Genomic DNA, 17,626 nt, shown 5'->3' on the forward strand with positions numbered 1-17,626 from the left:
TCTCGGCACGGTGCGAGCCGGTAGCGTTGATGCCTATGGCCCCCTCCTCGTTTACGCTTGCCGATCCGTCGACGCGAGAGGACCTCAAGATCTTCCTGGAACGCCTGCAGCGCTCCGCTCGGCCTGAGGTGCGCCTCGTCACCCGTGGCGGGGTGCTCGCCGTATATGGCTGCACGCAAGCACCGGCTGGGCTGCTTGATTCGACCCCGGTCGTGCTCGTGATGCGCGGGTTCGCGCTGGCGGAGCCGGCGGACGGTGAGACGTCCGAGCCCATCGACGCGCTGGTCGAGGGTCGCGCGATCCTGGATCGTATTGCCCGCCTGAGCTTCGCCGGGCGCACGATCGAGCTGCCGCCGAACCAGGTCACTGCCGCGTGGGCAGGCGTGCTCCCGCCGGTGTCCGGCTGGGAGCAGGTCGGCGCGATCGACGGCCCGTCGCTGGCGACCGCCGCGAAGGCCGGCATTGAGCGGGTTGCCGAGGCGCTCCCGCAGGATCCCGGCGAGGCGCTTGTGACTAAGGTGCGCGCATCGGTCTGGGGCGCGGAAATCGCCCCTGGCGTCCCCGCTGCTGCGGCGTTCGCGCTCGAGGCCGCGGGATTCCTCGCGGGTGAGTCGGTCGCGCGTCAGTACACGTCGTCGACCTGGAGCCGGTTGAGCACCGACCGCGGGCACGCGCTGGTACGGGGACGCTAACGCTCCAGGTGATTCACCATCGCGAGCGCCGCGCGTTCGAAGTAGTCGCGCATCGCCGCGTCCTGCATGGGCGGCAGTTGCACCTCGTCGAGCGCGGCCGACATGTGCTTCAGCCAGCGCTCGCGGGCGTCGTGGTCGATTTGGAACGGCATGTGCCGCATGCGCAGCCGGGGGTGTCCGCGCGTCTCGGAGTAGGTGCTCGGCCCGCCCCAATACTGCTCGAGGAAGGTGCGGAAGCGCCAGATGGCACCTTCCCAGTCGTCCTCCGGGTACATCGGCGCGAGCACCGGGTCCGCGCGGACCCCGCGGTAGAACGCGCGCACTAGGCGGTCGAACGTCTCCTCGCCGCCGACCTGCGTCCACACGGTGTCGGCGGGGAACGCGCCGACCTCGGTGTCGTCGGCGCCGGGCTCGCGCATGGCCGGGGTGTTCACGGGCTCGCTCACGCGGTGCCTCCCTCAATCGATCGCACCGCGAGGGGAATGCCGGCCTCGTCGAAGTGTGCCTTGATGCGGGTCGTCAGTGCGCGCCCGATCTCGTCCTGTGCCCCCGGCCGGGTCTTGAGTGTGAGCCGCAGGGTGAGCTCCTCGGGAGTGGCCAGCTGCAGGCCGAGCATCTCCGGCACGCCGATGATCTTCCGGGCGAGGAGCGGGTCGTGGTGCAGCTCTTCCGCTGCGTCGAGCGCGAGGCGCTGGACGTCCTCGAGCGGCTGATCCGCGCTGACGGTGAGGTCGATGCGCGAGCGGCCCCAGTCGTGCGAGAGGTTGCCGAGCTTCAGGATCTCGCCGTTGCGGATAAACCAGAGCGCGCCGTCGCTCGACCGGACCTGTGTGATGCGGAGGCCCACCATCTCGACGGTGCCATGGACTTCGCCGATCACGACAGTGTCGCCGACGCCGAGCTGATCTTCGAACACCATGAAGATCCCGCTGAGCAGGTCCTTCACGATGTTCTGCGCGCCAAAGGACAGGCCAGCGGCGACGAAGCCGGCCGAGGCCAGCACCGCGGTGATGTTCACGCCCAGCTCGCTGAGTACCCAGAAGAACGTCACCGTGGCCACCATGATGGTGATGAGGTTGCTGCCGACCGTGCCGAGCGTCCGCGTGCGCTGCACCACCCGGGCGGCAAGCAGTGGGGACTGCACCATCTCACGAGTCGACTCGACCCGCTGATTCTTCTTGACCCCGCTGACGACCTTCTGGACGGTGCGCTGGAGGCCGACCAGCAGGATCCAGCGTACGATGACCGCGCCGACGAGGATCGCGAGGATGCGGATGGGCATGCCGTACAGGCCCATCCACTCGGTGACCGCCGCCCAGCCGGTGCTCTCCGCGAGGATCACGCGTTACCGCCGGTCCGCGGCCTGGACGCGCAGCGCCCGGGCGATGCCATCGGCGTGTTCAGCGATCATGCGGCGAAGCGCCGGCGCGCTGTCGGGGTTCGCGTCGAGCCAGGCGTTCGTCGCCTCGAGCAGCGCGGAGTTCGCGAGCGCCCCGGGGTAGAAGCCGTCGATGATCTCCTCCGCGATCGCGTAGCTGCGGTCGTCCCAGATGCGAGCCAGCGAGTCGAAGAACGGCGCGACGAACGGGGCGAGCAGCTCGCGGTCGTGAACGCGGCAGAAGCCGAGCCCCGTCGCCCGGATGATGAGGTTCGACGCCCCGGCCTGGTCGCACACCCCGGCCCAGGCCAGCGCCTTGTCCGCCGCGGTCGGCAGCGCCGCGAGGGCGTGCGCCGCGGACTGCTGGCCGGTGGCGGTGCGATCGCCGGCCAGCGCCTCCTCGATTTCGGCGCGGGTGGCCCGACCGCCGGCGGCGAGCGAGATGAGCAGCTCCCAGCCGAGGTCAGTGTCGATGTCGAGACCGCCGAGGCTGATGCGCTCCTCGAGCAGCCCGAGCACGGTGTCGAGCTGCTCGTCGGTCGAGGCAAGCTGCGCGAACGAGCGGACGAACTGGAACTGCGCGTCCGAACCCTCGTCGGCGTCGACCGCGAGCTGCCAGAGCCCGTCGGCGACCCGCACCAGCGTGTCGGCGCGACGCTCGGGGGCGACGTACGAGGCCGAGGCGAGCAGCAGCTGCCCGAGCACCGTGCGAAGCGTGGTCGAGCCGGTCTCGCGGCCGAGGTGTGCCAGCGCGATGTCGATGAAGTCGCTCGCGGGCAGCTCGCCGTCACGCGTCGCGTCCCAGATCGCGCCCCAGACAAGACCCCGGGCTAGCGACGACGGGAATGCGCCGAGCGCATCGGAGGCGGTGGCGAGCGAGACCGCGTCGAGGCGGATCTTCGCGTAGCTGAGGTCGTCGTCGTTGAGCAGCAGTAGGTCGGGGTGGGCGACGCCAACGAGCTCGGGCACCTCGGTGCGGTCGCCGTCGACGTCGAGCTCGATGCGCTGCTCGCGGACGACCTCGCCGCCGCTTCGGCGGTACAGGCCGAGCGCCAGGCGGTGCGGGCGAATCGTCGGGTAGGCATCAATCGCCGTCTGGGTGATCGCGAACGAGCGATAGCGCCCGTCCTCGTCGAGCTCGAACTCGGCCCGCAGCGTGTTGACCCCGGCGGTCTCGAGCCACTTCTGGGCCCAGTCGGTCAGGTCGCGGCCGCTCTGCGCCTCGAGCTCGGTGAGCAGGTCCGGCAGCTCGGTGTTGCCGTAGGCGTGCTTGACGAAGTAGTCGTGTACGCCGCGCATGAACGGCTCCTGGCCGACCCAGGCGACGAGCTGCTTGAGCACGGAGGCGCCCTTGGCGTAGGTGATGCCGTCGAAGTTCACCATGACGTCTTCGAGGTCGCGGATGGGGGCGACGATGGGGTGGGTCGACGGCAGCTGATCCTGGCGGTAGGCCCAGGACTTCTCGGACGCAACAAAGGTGGTCCAGGCGTCGGTCCACTCGGTCGCCTGCGCGGTCGCGAGCGTCGACATGTACTCGGCGAACGACTCGTTCAGCCAGAGATCGTTCCACCAGCGCATCGTGACGAGGTCGCCGAACCACATGTGTGCGAGCTCGTGCAGGATCGTGACGACCCTGCGCTCACGGATCGCGTCGGTCACCTTGCTGCGGAACACGTACGACTCGGTGAAGGTCACGGCGCCGATGTTCTCCATCGCGCCCATGTTGAACTCGGGCACGAAGAGCTGGTCGTACTTGTCGAACGGGTACGGGTAGTCGAACTGTTCGGCGAAGAACGCGAACCCCTCGCGCGTCTTGTCGAAAATGTAGTCGGCGTCGAGGTACTCGGCGAGCGAGGACCGGCAGAAGACTCCGAGGGGGATGGTGCGACCGTCGGCGTTCGTGAGCTCGCTGTGCACCGAGTGGTAGGGGCCCGCGATCAGGGCGGTGATGTAGCTCGACATCACAGGGGTGGCGCCAAACGCCCACGTCGCCATCTCGACACCGTCGACGGTTCCCGCAGGCGTCGGCTCGGGGGTGGGCTGGTTGCTCACGACCTGCCAGCGGGCGGGCGCGGTGACGGTGAAACGGAAGGTGGCCTTCAGATCCGGCTGCTCAAAGACGGGGAACATGCGCCGCGAGTCGGGGACCTCGAACTGCGAGTACAGGTACACCTCGTCATCGGCAGGATCCACGAAGCGATGCAGCCCTTCACCGGTGTTCGTGTAGCGCTGGTCGGAGACAATGGTGAGCTCGTTCTCCGCCTGCAACTGGGGGAGCTGGATGCGGGAGTCGGCGTAGACCTCCGCGGGGTCGAGCGAGACGCCATTGAGGACGACCGAGTGAACGGTCTCGGAGATCGCATCGATGAAGCTCGACGCCCCGGCCGTCGCCGCGAAGCGTACGGTCGTCACAGTCTGGTAGGTCTCGGCTCCGCGCGTGAGATCAAGCGCGACCTCGTAGGTGGACGTGCGAACAATGGCGGCGCGCTCCACGGCTTCGACGCGGGTGAGGTTCTCTCCAGGCACGGTGCTCCTTCGGGGAATCGGAAGAATGGTCCGCGGCGCGGGCCACGAACCAGCCTAGGCTGTCGGCATGCACGCTCACGCAGAATTCGACTCCGTACGTTCCCTGGGCTCCTCCAGCCTCCGTGTCTCGGTCGTCGGACTCGGCTGCAACAATTTCGGGCGGCCGGGGTCGGCCACCGAAGACCAGGCGGGAACCGACGCGGTGATTGGTGCCGCGCTCGACGCCGGCATCACCCTGTTCGATACCGCGGACATGTACGGGCACACCTTCGGGCGCAGCGAGGAACTCATGCGCGCCCCGCTGGCCGCGCGGCGCGACGAGATCGTGCTCGCCACCAAGTTCGGGCTCCCCGGTGTTGAGAGTCCCTATGCGGGGTACGACCGACCCGGGTCGCGAGCCTACATCCGGCAGGCGGTCGAGGGGTCACTCACCCGGCTCGGCACCGACCGGATCGACCTGTACCAGCTGCACCACCCCGACCCCGCGACGCCCATCGCCGAAACCATCGCCGCGCTCGACGAGCTCGTGCGCGAAGGCAAGGTCCGCGCGATCGGGCACTCCAACCTCGCCGGGTGGCAGATAGCGGACGCGCACTACATTGCCGCCGAGCTCGGCGCCACTGGGTTCGTCACCGCCCAGAACGAGTTCAGCCTCGTGCACCGTGAGAGCGACCGGGAGGTGCTGCCGGCGGCCCGCCGCTTCGGGCTGGGACTGTTGCCGTTCTTCCCCCTGGCGAACGGGCTCCTCACCGGCAAGTTCAGGCGCGACCACTTCCCGGCCGACAGTCGCATCATGCGCCAGCGCCCCCATGTCGCCCAGCAGGCCGACTGGGACGCCCTTGACGTGTATCGGGCGCTCTGCGAGGTGTGGGGAGTGAGCATGCTCGAGGCGACGTTCGGGTGGATGCTCGATCACTCCCCGATCGCGAGCGTCATCGCCGGCGCTACGACGCCGGAGCAGGTGCGCCTGAACGCGGCGGCGGGCACCGCCTGGCGGCCGGATGCCCAGCAGCGGGAGGCGATCGACGGTCTGTTCCCAGTTCCTGCCTAGATAAGATCGAAGCATGACTGAGACTTCCGCCGTCCCCGCGTCCGTCGAATTCTGGTTTGACCCCAGCTGCCCCTGGGCCTGGATGACGAGCCGATGGGCGGAAGAGGTCGCCGAGGCACGCGGCTTCGAGATTCAGTGGAACATCATGAGCCTCGCGATTCTGAACGAGGACCGCGAGGACCTGCCGGAGACGTACCGCGACTTCCTGCCCCGCGCACTCCGCCTCGCACGCCTCGTGAACGCAGTGCGCGAGACCCACGGCCAGCAGGCCGTCAAGCCCCTGTACGACGCCCTGGGAAGCCGGATCCACCCCGGGGAGCGCACGGACTGGGACGCGATCATCGCCGAGGCGCTCGCCGCAGCTGGCCTGCCCGCCTCCGACGCCGACTACGCGGACAGCGACGAGTTCGACGCGAGCCTGCGCGAAAGTCACGGTAGCGGCATCTCCCGCGTCGGCCAGGACGTCGGCACGCCGATCCTGTCGGTTGACGGCGTCGCGTTCTTCGGCCCCGTTGTGTCGCCCGCGCCGACCGGGGACGACGCGCTGCGCCTCTGGGACGGGGTCGTCGCCGTCGCGAGCGTGCCCGCCTTCTTCGAACTCAAGCGCAGCCGCACCGTCGACCCGCAGTTCTAGATCTTTTCGACCACCCACGCACACCCCGAGCAGGAGCAAGACCCCTATGCGCATTCACGTCGCCACCGACCACGCCGGACTCGACTTCAGCCGCCAGGTGCAGCAGCACCTGAGCGAGGCGGGTCACGAAGTCGTTGATCACGGACCCGTCGAATACGACGCCCTCGACGACTACCCCGCGTTCTGCATCAACGCGGCCCAGGCGGTCGCCCGCGACCAGCGCGAAGGAGTCGAGGCGCTCGGAGTCGTCTTTGGCGGTTCGGGCAACGGTGAGCAGATGGCGGCGAACAAGGTCCAAGGGATCCGCGCGGCGCTCGTGTGGAGCGACTCGACGGCGACGCTCGCGCGCGAGCACAACAACGCCAACGTCATCTCGATCGGCGCGCGCCAGCACAGCGCCGACGAGGCGATCCGGTTTATCGACCTGTTTGTCGCCACCCCGTTCACCGAGGAGGAGCGGCACGTGCGCCGCATCGCGCAGCTCGGGGAATACGAGCAGACCGGCGACATCGCCGCTGCGCACGTCGACCAGCTCGACTAACCGTCCGCCGCGGCCGCGGCTTGGCCAACGCTGAGCCGCGCCCCCACACCCGCCGAGGAGCCAAGCGATGCCCGAGGGCCACTCCGTCCACCGCATCACCCGCCAGTTTCGGGTGAACTTCGTGGGCACGAAGCCGCGAGTCTCGAGCCCCCAGGGCCGTTTCGCGCAGGGTGCGGCGATCCTGGATGGCCGCGAGATGACGGACGCCCGCGCGGTCGGCAAACAGATGTTCCTCGAATTCGAGGGCCGCGACTGGCTGCGGGTGCACCTCGGCATCTACGGCGCGTGGGACTTCTCGGGCGAGATTCGGGTAGACCCGTCGATCCAGATCCACGGGCAGACGCCCGGGCACTCGAAACTGGGTCAGGTCGGCATGCAGGGCGCGAGCACGGGCGAGGGGGCGGTCGATCGCGAGGGCGAGGACTCCGTCGCCTCGATCGGTGCGCCGAGACGGACCCGCGTGCGGATGGCTGAACACGACAAGGCGGGTGACGCCGGGCTCACCTTCCCGCCCGAACCCGTGGGCCAAGTGCGGGTGCGGCTGCTCACCGAATCGGTGTGCGCGGACCTGCGCGGACCGACGGCATGCGAGGTGTTGACGCCCGCCGAGGTGGACGCGGTGATGCACCGCCTCGGCCCGGATCCTGCGAACGCCAACACGCCGGCGGAGCGCGCCCGCTTCATCGAACGCGCCGCCAAGAAGTCCACGCCGATCGGCCTCGTACTGATGGACCAGTCGATCGTCGCCGGAATTGGCAACGTCTACCGCGCCGAGATGCTGTTTCGCGCGGGTCTCGACCCGCACACGCCGGCCAAGGCCGTGGGGGAGCGCGTACTCGGCGCGCTCTGGGACGACTGGGCGCACCTGCTCGAAATCGGGATCACGGTCGGGCAGATGATCACGATCGACGGGCTCGAGGGCGACGCATATCAGCGGGCCCTCGTCGAGCGCGACGAGCGGCACTCGGTATACAAACTCGAGGGCACCCCCTGCAAACGGTGCGGCGCGAACATCGTGCTGGAGGAGTTTGGGGCACGAAAGCTCTACTGGTGCCCGGGCTGCCAGGACGCCCGCGCCTCAGCCCTCGGATAGCGAGAATTCCGGCGGGCGCCCGAGCGCCAGGATCCGGCGCCGTTGCGCCGCTACGCTTGAGGCATGCGCGATTTTCTCTCCACCGTGATCGGCAAGACGGTGCGTCAGCTCGCAAGGCTGCGTGGCGGCGGTTCTGCCCTGCCCGGCCTCGTGGTGGAAACCATCGACCCCGGGTACCTGTCCCGCACGCTTGCGCGACTGCCGTACGGAGTCATTGCGGTGAGCGGCACGAATGGCAAGACCACGACGACCAAGATGATCGTCGAGATCCTCGAAGCCCAGGGACTGCGCGTCTTCACAAACAAGACTGGCTCCAACTTCTCGCGCGGGGTCGTCGCCGCGGCGATTCAGGAGTGTTCGATCGGCGGCAAGCTCGCCGCGGACATCGCGGTGCTCGAGCTCGACGAGGCGCACGCGATGTACTTCATCGACCGGGTGAAGCCCCGGCACACGCTGCTGCTGAACGTGCTGCGCGACCAGCTCGATCGTTTCGGCGAGATCGACACGACGGCGAAGCTGCTCCAGCGCATCGCAGATGCGACGACGCACGGCCTGGTTGTGAATCGCGAGGACCCGCTGCTTGCCGCGATCGGCGAGCGGGTGCGGGAGGGGGGCACGGCCGCGGCGCGTGCGGCAGGATCGCCGGACGGGGCGATCGAGGTGCGCGAGTTCGGCCTCTCGGAGGCGCTGCGTGCGATGTTCCCGAGCGACGACGACTTCCATCGGGGTGGGGCAGAGGCCTCCGTGACGGGAACCGAGGGGGCGCCCGGCGAGGCTCGTCCGGTCGCGGATGTGACGCTGACCGAGGTCGGAGACCACACCGCGGTATTCCGTGTGGACGGGGCCGACTGGCTGACCACACTGCAACTCGAGGGCCTCTACAACACGTTCAACGCGGCCGCTGCGCTCGCGACGGTGCGCCTTGCGCTTGGTGCCGATGCGGACATGCGGGCGCTCGTCACCGCGCTGTCGACGGTTCGGCCGGCGTTTGGGCGGGGCGAACGGCTCGAGCTCGATGGGCAGCCGCTCGATCTCGTGCTCGTGAAGAACCCGGCCGGGTTCCGCCTGGGCCTCGCGTCATACGACGCTGGCGATAGTGCCACGATGATCGCGATCAACGACCAGTACGCGGACGGGCGCGACATGTCGTGGCTCTGGGATGTCGATTTCGGTTCGCTCGCGGCGTTGGGCGTCGACATGGTCGGCGGCACGCGCGCGTGGGACATGGCGCTCAGGCTCGAGCACGACGATGTCGCGGTCGGGGGCGTCGAGGAGGACCTCTCCGTGGCGCTTGCCGCATTCCGCGAGCGCACGCCGGGCAGGCCGCGCAGGATCTATTGCACGTACACCGCCATGCTGGCGCTGCGACAGGAACTGTCGACTCTGACCGAGGTTGAGGAGATCTGGTGAGCACCGAAACTCAAGACGAGCGCGAGTTGGTCATCGTCTCGCTCTACCCGCGTGACATGAACATCTACGGCGACCGGGGCAACGTCCTCGCGCTCGCTCGGCGGGCCCGGGCGCATGGCTTCGCGCCGCGTGTGGTCGAGGTGAACCCTGGGGATCCGATGCCCGAGACGGTCGATATCGTGCTGGGTGGAGGCGGGCAGGACTCTGGCCAGGGTCGGGTCGCGATCGATCTCGCCGCGCGTGCGGATGAACTTCGGCGTCTCGCCGATGACGGCGTGCCGATGCTCATGATCTGCGGGCTGTTTCAGCTCTTCGGTCATCGTTTCGTCACGATCGGCGGAGACGAACTCACCGGGATCGGCGTGCTGGACGTCGAGACTCGGGGCGGCGAAGAGCGCATGATCGGCAACATCCTGCTCGATTCTTCCGAGTTTGGCGAGATCGTCGGCTACGAAAACCACAGTGGGGTCACGGTGCTCGGCCCCGGATCCGAGCCGCTGGGCCGCGTGCTGCAGGGCGCCGGGAACAATCCCACCGACGGAGTCGAGGGTGCGCGCACGGGCAACGTGATCGGCAGCTACCTGCACGGATCGCTGCTGCCGAAGAACCCGCGGTTGAGTGACTTCCTGATTGGCGAGGCAGCTCGGCGGAAGTTCGGCGAGTTCGTTCCGGTCGCGGGGGAGTCGGAGACCGTGGCCCGGGCTCGCGAGAGCGCGAAGCGCCGGCCGAGGTAGCGCCGGGCGGGGCGCCCGACTCGGGCCCCACGAGCAAGCGGCCCACGCGGCCGCACAATTGCATTCACGTGAATGCTTGTGCTCGAGGGGATGCGATGTTACTCTGGTGTTGTACTTGAAGTTTCAATCACTGAGGAGAAGTTGCATGTCGATCACCGTCGAACAGATTCCTGGATACCGCGCCGGCACCTGGACCATTGACAAGGTTCACTCTGAGGTGGGCTTCTCGATCCGCCACCTCGCGATCAGCAAGGTCAAGGGGAGCTTCGGCAACTTCGACGCCACGTTTGTGACGGGAGAGAACCCGCTCGAGTCGTCGGTGATCGCTTCCGCTGAGGTGGCGTCGATCGACACCAAGGAGCCGAACCGCGACGGTCACCTGCGCACAGGCGACTTCTTCGCCGCCGAGGAGTTCCCGAACTTGACGTTCGTGTCGACCGGTGTGCGCGTCGAGGGTGGCGACTACAAGGTTGACGGCGACCTCACCATGCGCGGCGTGACGCTCCCCGTCACCTTCGACTTCGAGTTTGGTGGCTTTGGCGAGGACCCCCAGGGCGGCTACCGTGCCGGCTTCACCGCGACCACGGTCGTCAAGCGTGAGGACTTCGGCCTCAGCTGGAACTCGACCCTCGAAAAGGGTGGCTTCCTCCTTGGTTCGGACGTCACCATCACGATTGACGTGCAGGCTGCGTTGCAGGCGTAGTTCGCCAGTTGCCTGCGCCATTGGCGCTGAATTCGGCGGGCGCGAGGGCTTCGGCTCTCGCGCCCGCCGTTTGTGGTCTTGGCGGCGCGGGGCCATGTGGCGTCGCACCGTGGCGCCCGACTGGGAAGTGGCCTCGGGCCTAATTTGGATTGCGTAAAGCTTTTCGTTGTTTTTTCCAGTATTGTGTGGATTTGGCAGAGAAACTGTCTCTGAACATTGATGCGTCACTACCTATTTCAATGGGGAATACATGAAAAAGCTATTGTCGGTCGTTGCGACCGTCGCGTTGAGTCTCGGAAGCGTGTTGGGGATGAGTGCGGCTGCGCTCGCGGTACCCGTCAGCTACGAACTCACGGCAAGCTCGACGTCGCTCGCTGCGGGCGAGACGGCCACCCTTGCCACGAATGCTCCGGAAGACGCGATTGCCGCGATCTTCGTGGATGGCGTCATCGCTGGGGACACACTTGCCGCCTCAGCTCTCAACGGAGCGGAATACGCGTGGGGATGGGGCGTGAGCGACAACAGTGTCGCGCACACGCTGTCTATCCGGATTTATGAGCCGGGCACTGCTGACATTGCCGCGGACACCGTGAGCGCTGCGGCGGTTGACGTGGTGTTCGCTGCGCAGGAAGTGGTGGAGCCTGAAGAGAAGACGGATGAGGCGCCGGGCCTTGCGCTCGTCGCTGATGGCGCCAACATCACCAATATTGCAAAGCTCTGTGACTGGAACTCGAACCCTCGGTACATAGATATGCGGACGAACAGCGTCACCTTCGAGAACGTTTGCCTCACCTCAGGTGAGATCTCCGATGCATCAACTGAACTCAGGGGCGACGCCTACGACGTTTTTGGATTCGTCTTTACCCGAGACGTGGGCTCGGCAATCGATGCCGCGGAGTACATCTTCACCGCTGACACGGAGCCCGTGGTCACCGATCACAGCGTGACGTTCACCGATCAGGGCGTTTGGTCCTCGACGGAGAGCGCTTTCGTAGATGTGACCGTCGAACGGCTCTTCATGGGCAGCTGGGTCACCTGGAACACGAGCGTCGTTCTCGCCGGCACGAATACGCCCGCGAACATCGATATTCAGATCGATGGAAATCTGGGGTCAGACGGTTCCACCCGGGTGACGCCCTTGGGCGCGAGGGGAACGCTGACGGATGACGATTTCCAGCTGAGCGACCCGGCACTGCTGTGGGTCTCCGCGGGCGCCTTTGCGCAAGGCGACTACTCGGATCAGATTTCGTTCGGCTTCGGAGTCACGACTTCCGCCTCGTTGTCCAACGCTCTCATCGACTACCGGAGCTGCCCCGACCGCGCCGCGATCGACGCCTACGCTGCTAAGGTGTTCGCCAATTTTGCCACGACCTACAACACCGCTCTCGAGGCGGCGCCCGGCGCTTGCGGCTTTGTGTTCGATGCGCCCGCGTTCGCTTACTCCATTGGCGAGGAGGTCGATGAGACCTTTGCGCTGACCCTCACCGGGATGGACGCCCTGCGGGACGGATTCAGCTCTGATGTTTGGAACCTCCCCGAGGGCTTGGACGGCGAGATCCTGACCGACGACGCTGGGCTGCCGGTCGCCTTCCGCCTGTACGGGGTGCCCGACGAACTCTTCGACGATTCGATCTTCGTCGCGCTCGGCCAGCAACAGAACCCTGCTCGCGACATGAGCCAGCCGATCGTTGCGGTTGAGCTGCTCCCCGGCACCGTGACGCATGACGTGGTGCTGTCTCAGGAGTTCGCGGCGAACATCGGCGACGTCGCCGCTGGCACGGAGATTCGGGCAAGCGCGCTCGGCCTTGAAGCTGAGAGCGGGTGGACCCAGACGGTTCGTTCGACTCCGCAGCAGATCGCGACGGGAGACGCGGACTCGCTCGGGGCTGTGGGGGGAGCGGGCTTGATTCCTGCAGGCCTGGCCGCCGGTTGGCACACGAGTACCCTGGCTGGCACGAGCTACCTGGGCGATTCGGTCACCAACGTGATGTGGTTCAAACTGGACACGAGCGGGCGCCTGCTGGAAATCCGGAGCACTGCTCCGGATCAGCCGGTGCCGGCTGCGCCGAATGCCAGCCTCGCAAGCACTGGTTCGAACACCACCGCGGGTGTATCGATCGCGGTGCTCGCGGCGCTGGGTTTGGGTGCAGCCCTTGCAGTCGCTGGGCGTCGCCGTACGGTCACGAAGTAACCTCCGGGTAAACAAGAATGAGGCCGGGCCCCCAGGGGCTCGGCCTCATTCTTGTGAGCAGTCGCAGGTCAGCGGGGCTGGCTATACTGCGCCGGGAGGGACCGCGCCGGTGATCTCCTGCCGAATGCGCCGCAGGTCCTCCATGAGCGAGCCGATGAGCATCCAGTGCACGGGGTGCGGGCGGGGGATCGTGTACGGGGCCGTGAGCGCAGGCGGCTCCTGCGGCGGCTGCTCGGACTCGGGCAGATCAGGGCGGACGAGCAACGCGAGGTCGTGGGCCGCGCGCCGCATCTCCTCGACCATCCCGATGACCGAGGGGTCCGTGACGAGGTCGGTGTCGTAGAGGTCGTAGAGCGCACGGGACATCCCGATCACCTGCGTCACGATCGGCTGCACCCGGAGGAACAGCTCGTCGTCCGCCGCAAGCAGCGTGCGATACTTCGGCCCGCGCGGGTTCAACCGCAGGCTCTCGCGCGCGCGGCGCAGCAGCGCGTGCACCTCGGTGCGATCCTGCTGGAGTGCGCGCGCCCGGGTGAGCATGTCATCGAGCCAGGGCTCGTCGCGGGGCTCAGAGAGGGCGTTCGCCAGGCGATCTAGCGCGGCCGAGGTCTCGAGCACGAGGCCCGACACGGCCTGGTGAACGGGCGACGTGCGCACGGGAGCGACCACGAGGGCGTTCACCACGACACCGATCACTGCGCCGATCAGCGTCTCCACGAGCCGTTCGACCCCGTAGTGGAATTCCTGGCCGCCGAGCGCAATCATGAGGAGCGCGGTGATGGCGATCTGTACCGCCGAGCTGCTGGTCATGCGCAGGGCCCAGCCCACGGTCATGGCGACCAGGATCGCGGCGATGAACAGCCAGGACTGGGTGCCAAAGATCGCGCCGGCGCCGAGGGCTACCGAGACGCCGAGGAGCACGCCGACGACGCGCTCGATGCCGCGGGTGAGCGACTGGTTCACGCTCTCTTGCACGCACAGCAGCGCAGCGATCGCGCCGAAGATCGGCAGCTGCTCGGGGAAGATGAGCAGGCAGACGAACCAGGTTGCGACGGCCGCGCCGCTCGCCTTGAGCACCTGAGGCAATGGCGCGCGCTCGGACGCGACGAAGCGGGACGTCACGCGCCGCCCGGTGCGCAGCCAGGGCTGGGTCGACGGACCGCTCACACGAGTCCGAGCTGGTTCAGCTCGTCCTGCAGGGTCGCTCCGTCGGGGCCGTAGACCCAGGGGACCCCGCTCACGCTGCGATGCAACTGCGCCTTGGAGCGCCCGCCCGCGAGGACCGCCTCGCCGATCGAGAGCTGACGGATTGCCACCGCCGCCACGTTCTGCGGGTGCTCGGTCGAGAACTCGTGGTACAGCTGCTCGTCGTGCTGCCCGTCGTCCCCGATGAGTACCCAGCGCATATCGGGAAACTCTGCGGCGAGGCGGCGCAGCTCGCGCTGCTTGTGCTCGCGCCCGCTGCGGAACCAGCGATCGTGTGTCGGGCCCCAGTCGGTGAGCAGCAAGGGGCCGACCGGGTAGAGGTTCCGGGAGAGGAACCGTGTCAGCGTGGGCGCGGCATTCCAGGCCCCGGTCGAGAGATAGACGATCGGGGCGCCCGGGTGCGCCCCGAGCAGGTGATCGAGCAGCACCGGCATGCCCGGCGTCGCGGCGCGGGCCTGCTCGGCAAGCACGAACGTGTTCCAGGCCGCGACAAACGGCTTGGGGAGGGCCGTCATCAGAATGGTGTCGTCGACGTCCGATATGACGCCGAAGCGCGCGGCGGGGTCGAGAACGTGGATCGGCGTGTCTGCAGGCTCGCCCTCGGCGGTCTGCAGGGTGATCGTGTGCCAGCCGGGGGAGAGGGACACCGGGACAATCGCGTCGACGACTCCACCGCGATCGGCGACGACCTCGGTGACCAACTGGCCATCGATCGAGACGCGCACCGGGTGGTGGGGCACGTGCAGGCTCGTAAACGAGCGCCAGCCGCGCACGCGCTGCACCTGGGCGACGTCGGCGCGCAACCGCGAGTGCTCGGGTGTTGCTGGCTTCAGGAAGAGCACACGTCCAAGAACGCGCACCCACTCAGTGGACCCGTAGCCGATGTAGGGGATGACGTCGGGCGCCTTGCCGGACTTAATCGCACGGCGCGAACGGCGGACGTGGATCCAGTCTTCGGTGCGCGCCGCGAAGCGGGGCCGCGAATCGGGAAAACCGATCGCGGGATCCTCAGGCGCATTCACGACCCCAGTCTATGGGGATCAGTCTTCGGGAATGCCCAGGTGACGCCGCTCGAGCCGAAAGATGAGGCGCTTGAGGAGCCAGATCACCGCGACCACCACGAGCACGAGGGCCACGAAAATGTACCCGGCGCCCGAAACTCGAGAGGCCAGTTCCTGGAAGCCTGCCGCCGCGCTTGCGCCGAGCGAGGCGACGATGACCGCCCACACGATGCACGCCGGGATGGTCCACGCGAGGAAGCGGCGAAACCGCATACCTGCCATGCCCGCCGAGAGCGGAACCAGCGAGTGCAGCACGGGGAGAAAGCGCGAGAGCATGACGGCGACGCCACCGCGCTCGCCGAGATAGCGCTCGGCGAGGAGCCAGTTGCGCTCGCCGAGGCGCCTGCCGAGGCGGCTCGCGCGGATCCGGGGTCCGAAATGGCGCCCCAGCCAGAAGCCCACGCTCTCGCCCAGCAGCGCACCAATCACGAGCGCCGCGATCAGCCACGCGAACTGCGCCGGCGTGCTCACCCCGGACGCGGCGATCAGCGCGATCGAGTCGCCGGGCACCACGAGGCCGATGAAGGCCGACGTTTCGAGGAATAACCCGAGGGCGGCGAGCAGCGTGCGCCACACCGGATCCATGTCGCGAACCGCGGAGAAAAACTGTTCAAGCAGTTCGGTCATTCCGGGCGTTCCTCCTCATTGGGGTGCGGGGCTTCCTATGCTAGTTTGCCCGGCCTGAGTGCCTGATTTGCCCTGACATTTTGTCTTGTCGAACGGGGGTTTCGGTCCGTATGTCGTTCGAGGTCAAATAACCTTTCTCTCGAGGTCAAACTACCTTTTGCTCGACCTCAAGCTACCTTTGGAAACACGCGAATCTGTGTATAAGCTGAGCATCGACCGGTAACAATATCGGTAGGTCCGGGAGGAATGACCATCCTTTTTCGGAGCTCACTATGGGAGTGCGCGAGCCCCCACCGGTGAGCGCGTTCCCGCACCACTGGAGTGCCCTGTGAACGAACTCTTGGATGCGTTGACACTCGCCCGCTGGCAATTCGGGCTCACGACGCTGTACCACTTCCTCTTCGTGCCTCTCACGATTGGCATGGCGCTGTTGGTCGCGATCCTGCAGACCTGCTGGGTTGTCACGAACAAGGTCAAATACCTGCGTCTCACCAAGCTATTCGGCAAGATCTTCCTCATTAACTTCGCGATGGGGGTGGTGACCGGGATCGTGCAGGAGTTCCAGTTCGGGATGAACTGGTCCAACTACTCGCGCTTCGTGGGCGACATCTTCGGCGCCCCGCTCGCGATGGAGGGGCTGATCGCCTTCTTCTTCGAGGCGACGTTCATCGGGCTCTGGATCTTCGGTTGGGACAAGCTGCCGAAGGTGGTGCACCTGCTCACCATTTGGGCGGTCTCGCTCGGCACGATCCTGTCGGGGTACTTCATCCTCGCGGCGAACGCGTTCATGCAGAATCCGGTCGGCTACGAGCTGAACGAGGAGCGCGGCCGGGCCGAACTCACCGACATCGGCGCCGTGCTCACGAATCCGGTCGCGCTCACGCAGTTCCCGCACACCATCTTTGCCGCCATCATGTTTGCCGGTTGCGTCATCGCCGCGGTCGCCGCCTGGCACCTCTCGCGGAACCAGTTCGTCGATGAGATGCGCACGGGCCTTCGCTTCGGCCTCGCCGCGAACGTCCTCGCGTTCATGGGCGTCGGCCTCACCGGCCACACGCTCGGCATGGTGATGAGTGAGACGCAGCCCATGAAAATGGCCGCGGCCGAGGCGCACTATGCGACCGCGAGCGGCGCGGACGCCTCGTTCTCCCTCTTCAGCCTCGGCACTCCCGACGGCGCGCACGAGATCTTCTCGATCCGGATCCCGTACCTCCTGTCGTTCCTGTCGACCGGTACCTTCGACGGGACCGTGCCGGGCATCAACGACTTGCAGCGCGAGTACACCGAGCTGTACTGCGGCGATGGGGGAAGCGCGCTGACCTGCCCCACCGACGGCTCGTTCACGCCCATCATTTGGGTCACGTATTGGGCGTTCCGCTGGATGATCGGTCTCGGCATCCTTGCCGCACTCGTCTCCGTCGTCGGGCTGTGGATGACCCGCAAGAACCGCGAGGTGCCCGCCTGGGCATGGAAGATCGCGGTCTGGACCGCGCCGATCCCGATGATCGCCTCGCTCGTGGGCTGGGTCTTCACCGAGATGGGCCGCCAGCCCTGGATCGTGTTCGGGGTGATGACCACCGAGTCGGGTGTCTCTCCGGGGGTGCCCGGTTGGATGGTGCTCGTCTCACTCATCGTGTTCACGCTCGTCTATGGGGCGCTCGCGGTCGTCGAGTTCAAACTCATCGTGAAGGCCGCTCAAGCCGGGCCCCCCGAGATTGAGCAGCCCGCCGAGGGCGAAGACGTCGACCACGCCCACCACGCGACCGTCTACTAGGAAAG

The 17,626-nt window shown here is 67.1% G+C and carries 16 protein-coding genes; 10 read left to right on the forward strand and 6 right to left on the reverse strand.

Annotation, left to right across the window (positions count from 1 at the left end; translation table 11 throughout):
- Nucleotides 1-35 precede the first annotated feature (35 nt).
- A complete protein-coding gene (locus KOE53_RS00305; RefSeq protein ID WP_188057016.1) occupies nucleotides 36-692 on the forward strand; it encodes a DUF8185 domain-containing protein in 657 nt (218 codons plus the stop codon).
- Here KOE53_RS00305 and KOE53_RS00310 read toward each other — a convergent pair.
- The 3 genes from KOE53_RS00310 to pepN are packed head-to-tail and all read right to left on the reverse strand — an operon-like array spanning nucleotide 689 to nucleotide 4,596.
- Complete coding sequence (locus KOE53_RS00310; protein ID WP_188057292.1) at nucleotides 689-1,111, reverse strand: globin; 423 nt, start codon at nucleotides 1,109-1,111, stop codon at nucleotides 689-691. The two genes, KOE53_RS00305 and KOE53_RS00310, sit on opposite strands and share 4 nt — an antisense overlap.
- 23 nt (nucleotides 1,112-1,134) lie before the next feature.
- The gene (locus tag KOE53_RS00315; protein WP_241095572.1) at nucleotides 1,135-2,034 is read right to left on the reverse strand and encodes a mechanosensitive ion channel family protein; all 900 of its coding nucleotides are present in this window, start codon (nucleotides 2,032-2,034) and stop codon (nucleotides 1,135-1,137) included.
- Between the two features lie 3 nt (nucleotides 2,035-2,037).
- The gene (pepN, locus tag KOE53_RS00320; RefSeq protein ID WP_188057017.1) at nucleotides 2,038-4,596 is read right to left on the reverse strand and encodes an aminopeptidase N; all 2,559 of its coding nucleotides are present in this window, start codon (nucleotides 4,594-4,596) and stop codon (nucleotides 2,038-2,040) included.
- Nucleotides 4,597-4,663: 67 nt separating this feature from the next.
- Here pepN and KOE53_RS00325 point away from each other — a divergent pair, with 67 nt between their 5' ends.
- The 8 genes from KOE53_RS00325 (at nucleotide 4,664) to KOE53_RS00360 (ending at nucleotide 12,953) form a co-directional block, all read left to right on the forward strand.
- Complete coding sequence (locus KOE53_RS00325) at nucleotides 4,664-5,647, forward strand: aldo/keto reductase (RefSeq protein WP_188057018.1); 984 nt, start codon at nucleotides 4,664-4,666, stop codon at nucleotides 5,645-5,647.
- 13 nt (nucleotides 5,648-5,660) lie between these two features.
- Nucleotides 5,661-6,281, forward strand: coding sequence for a DsbA family protein (locus KOE53_RS00330; protein WP_188057019.1), 621 nt, complete (start codon nucleotides 5,661-5,663; stop codon nucleotides 6,279-6,281).
- Nucleotides 6,282-6,327: 46 nt separating this feature from the next.
- The gene (locus KOE53_RS00335; RefSeq protein WP_188044962.1) at nucleotides 6,328-6,822 is read left to right on the forward strand and encodes a ribose-5-phosphate isomerase; all 495 of its coding nucleotides are present in this window, start codon (nucleotides 6,328-6,330) and stop codon (nucleotides 6,820-6,822) included.
- 67 nt (nucleotides 6,823-6,889) lie between these two features.
- Entirely contained in the window at nucleotides 6,890-7,915 is a 1,026-nt protein-coding gene (locus tag KOE53_RS00340) for an Fpg/Nei family DNA glycosylase (RefSeq protein ID WP_188057020.1), read from the forward strand.
- Nucleotides 7,916-7,978: 63 nt separating this feature from the next.
- On the forward strand, nucleotides 7,979-9,325 hold the full coding sequence (locus KOE53_RS00345) for a Mur ligase family protein (RefSeq protein ID WP_188057021.1): 1,347 nt from the start codon (nucleotides 7,979-7,981) through the stop codon (nucleotides 9,323-9,325).
- Entirely contained in the window at nucleotides 9,322-10,059 is a 738-nt protein-coding gene (locus KOE53_RS00350) for a type 1 glutamine amidotransferase (protein WP_353055538.1), read from the forward strand. The genes KOE53_RS00345 and KOE53_RS00350 overlap by 4 nt, the downstream gene beginning before the upstream one ends.
- Before the next feature lie 145 nt (nucleotides 10,060-10,204).
- Nucleotides 10,205-10,762 (forward strand): YceI family protein, encoded by a 558-nt coding sequence (locus KOE53_RS00355; protein WP_188057022.1) that lies wholly within the window; start codon nucleotides 10,205-10,207, stop codon nucleotides 10,760-10,762.
- A gap of 250 nt (nucleotides 10,763-11,012) precedes the next feature.
- Complete coding sequence (locus KOE53_RS00360) at nucleotides 11,013-12,953, forward strand: hypothetical protein (RefSeq protein WP_188057023.1); 1,941 nt, start codon at nucleotides 11,013-11,015, stop codon at nucleotides 12,951-12,953.
- An 81-nt stretch (nucleotides 12,954-13,034) separates the two neighbouring features.
- On the opposite strand, the gene KOE53_RS00365 is transcribed toward KOE53_RS00360, so the two are convergent.
- The 3 genes from KOE53_RS00365 to KOE53_RS00375 form a co-directional block, all read right to left on the reverse strand.
- Nucleotides 13,035-14,120, reverse strand: a complete 1,086-nt coding sequence (locus KOE53_RS00365; protein WP_188057024.1) for an FUSC family protein — start codon at nucleotides 14,118-14,120, stop codon at nucleotides 13,035-13,037.
- A complete protein-coding gene (locus KOE53_RS13660; RefSeq protein WP_188045048.1) occupies nucleotides 14,117-15,106 on the reverse strand; it encodes an App1 family protein phosphatidate phosphatase in 990 nt (329 codons plus the stop codon). Before KOE53_RS13660 ends, KOE53_RS00365 begins: the two co-directional genes overlap by 4 nt.
- 93 nt (nucleotides 15,107-15,199) lie before the next feature.
- Entirely contained in the window at nucleotides 15,200-15,847 is a 648-nt protein-coding gene (locus KOE53_RS00375; RefSeq protein WP_188044956.1) for a DedA family protein, read from the reverse strand.
- A 328-nt stretch (nucleotides 15,848-16,175) separates the two neighbouring features.
- Between KOE53_RS00375 and KOE53_RS00380 the strand changes: the two genes are divergently transcribed.
- On the forward strand, nucleotides 16,176-17,621 hold the full coding sequence (locus tag KOE53_RS00380; protein WP_188044955.1) for a cytochrome ubiquinol oxidase subunit I: 1,446 nt from the start codon (nucleotides 16,176-16,178) through the stop codon (nucleotides 17,619-17,621).
- Nucleotides 17,622-17,626: the final 5 nt, after the last annotated feature.

It is taken from the genome of Leucobacter sp. CX87 (assembly GCF_018682295.1).
Taxonomy (GTDB): domain Bacteria; phylum Actinomycetota; class Actinomycetes; order Actinomycetales; family Microbacteriaceae; genus Cx-87.

What these genes read in the sequence shown, in the direction of transcription:
- KOE53_RS00305 (WP_188057016.1), top strand. Translation starts at nt 36, where the DNA reads ATGGCCCCCTCCTCGTTTACGCTTGCCGATCCGTCGACGCGAGAGGAC.
- KOE53_RS00310 (WP_188057292.1), bottom strand. Translation starts at nt 1,111, where the DNA reads ATGCGCGAGCCCGGCGCCGACGACACCGAGGTCGGCGCGTTCCCCGCC.
- KOE53_RS00325 (WP_188057018.1), top strand. Translation starts at nt 4,664, where the DNA reads ATGCACGCTCACGCAGAATTCGACTCCGTACGTTCCCTGGGCTCCTCC.
- KOE53_RS00330 (WP_188057019.1), top strand. Translation starts at nt 5,661, where the DNA reads ATGACTGAGACTTCCGCCGTCCCCGCGTCCGTCGAATTCTGGTTTGAC.
- KOE53_RS00335 (WP_188044962.1), top strand. Translation starts at nt 6,328, where the DNA reads ATGCGCATTCACGTCGCCACCGACCACGCCGGACTCGACTTCAGCCGC.
- KOE53_RS00340 (WP_188057020.1), top strand. Translation starts at nt 6,890, where the DNA reads ATGCCCGAGGGCCACTCCGTCCACCGCATCACCCGCCAGTTTCGGGTG.
- KOE53_RS00345 (WP_188057021.1), top strand. Translation starts at nt 7,979, where the DNA reads ATGCGCGATTTTCTCTCCACCGTGATCGGCAAGACGGTGCGTCAGCTC.
- KOE53_RS00355 (WP_188057022.1), top strand. Translation starts at nt 10,205, where the DNA reads ATGTCGATCACCGTCGAACAGATTCCTGGATACCGCGCCGGCACCTGG.
- KOE53_RS00360 (WP_188057023.1), top strand. Translation starts at nt 11,013, where the DNA reads ATGAAAAAGCTATTGTCGGTCGTTGCGACCGTCGCGTTGAGTCTCGGA.
- KOE53_RS00375 (WP_188044956.1), bottom strand. Translation starts at nt 15,847, where the DNA reads ATGACCGAACTGCTTGAACAGTTTTTCTCCGCGGTTCGCGACATGGAT.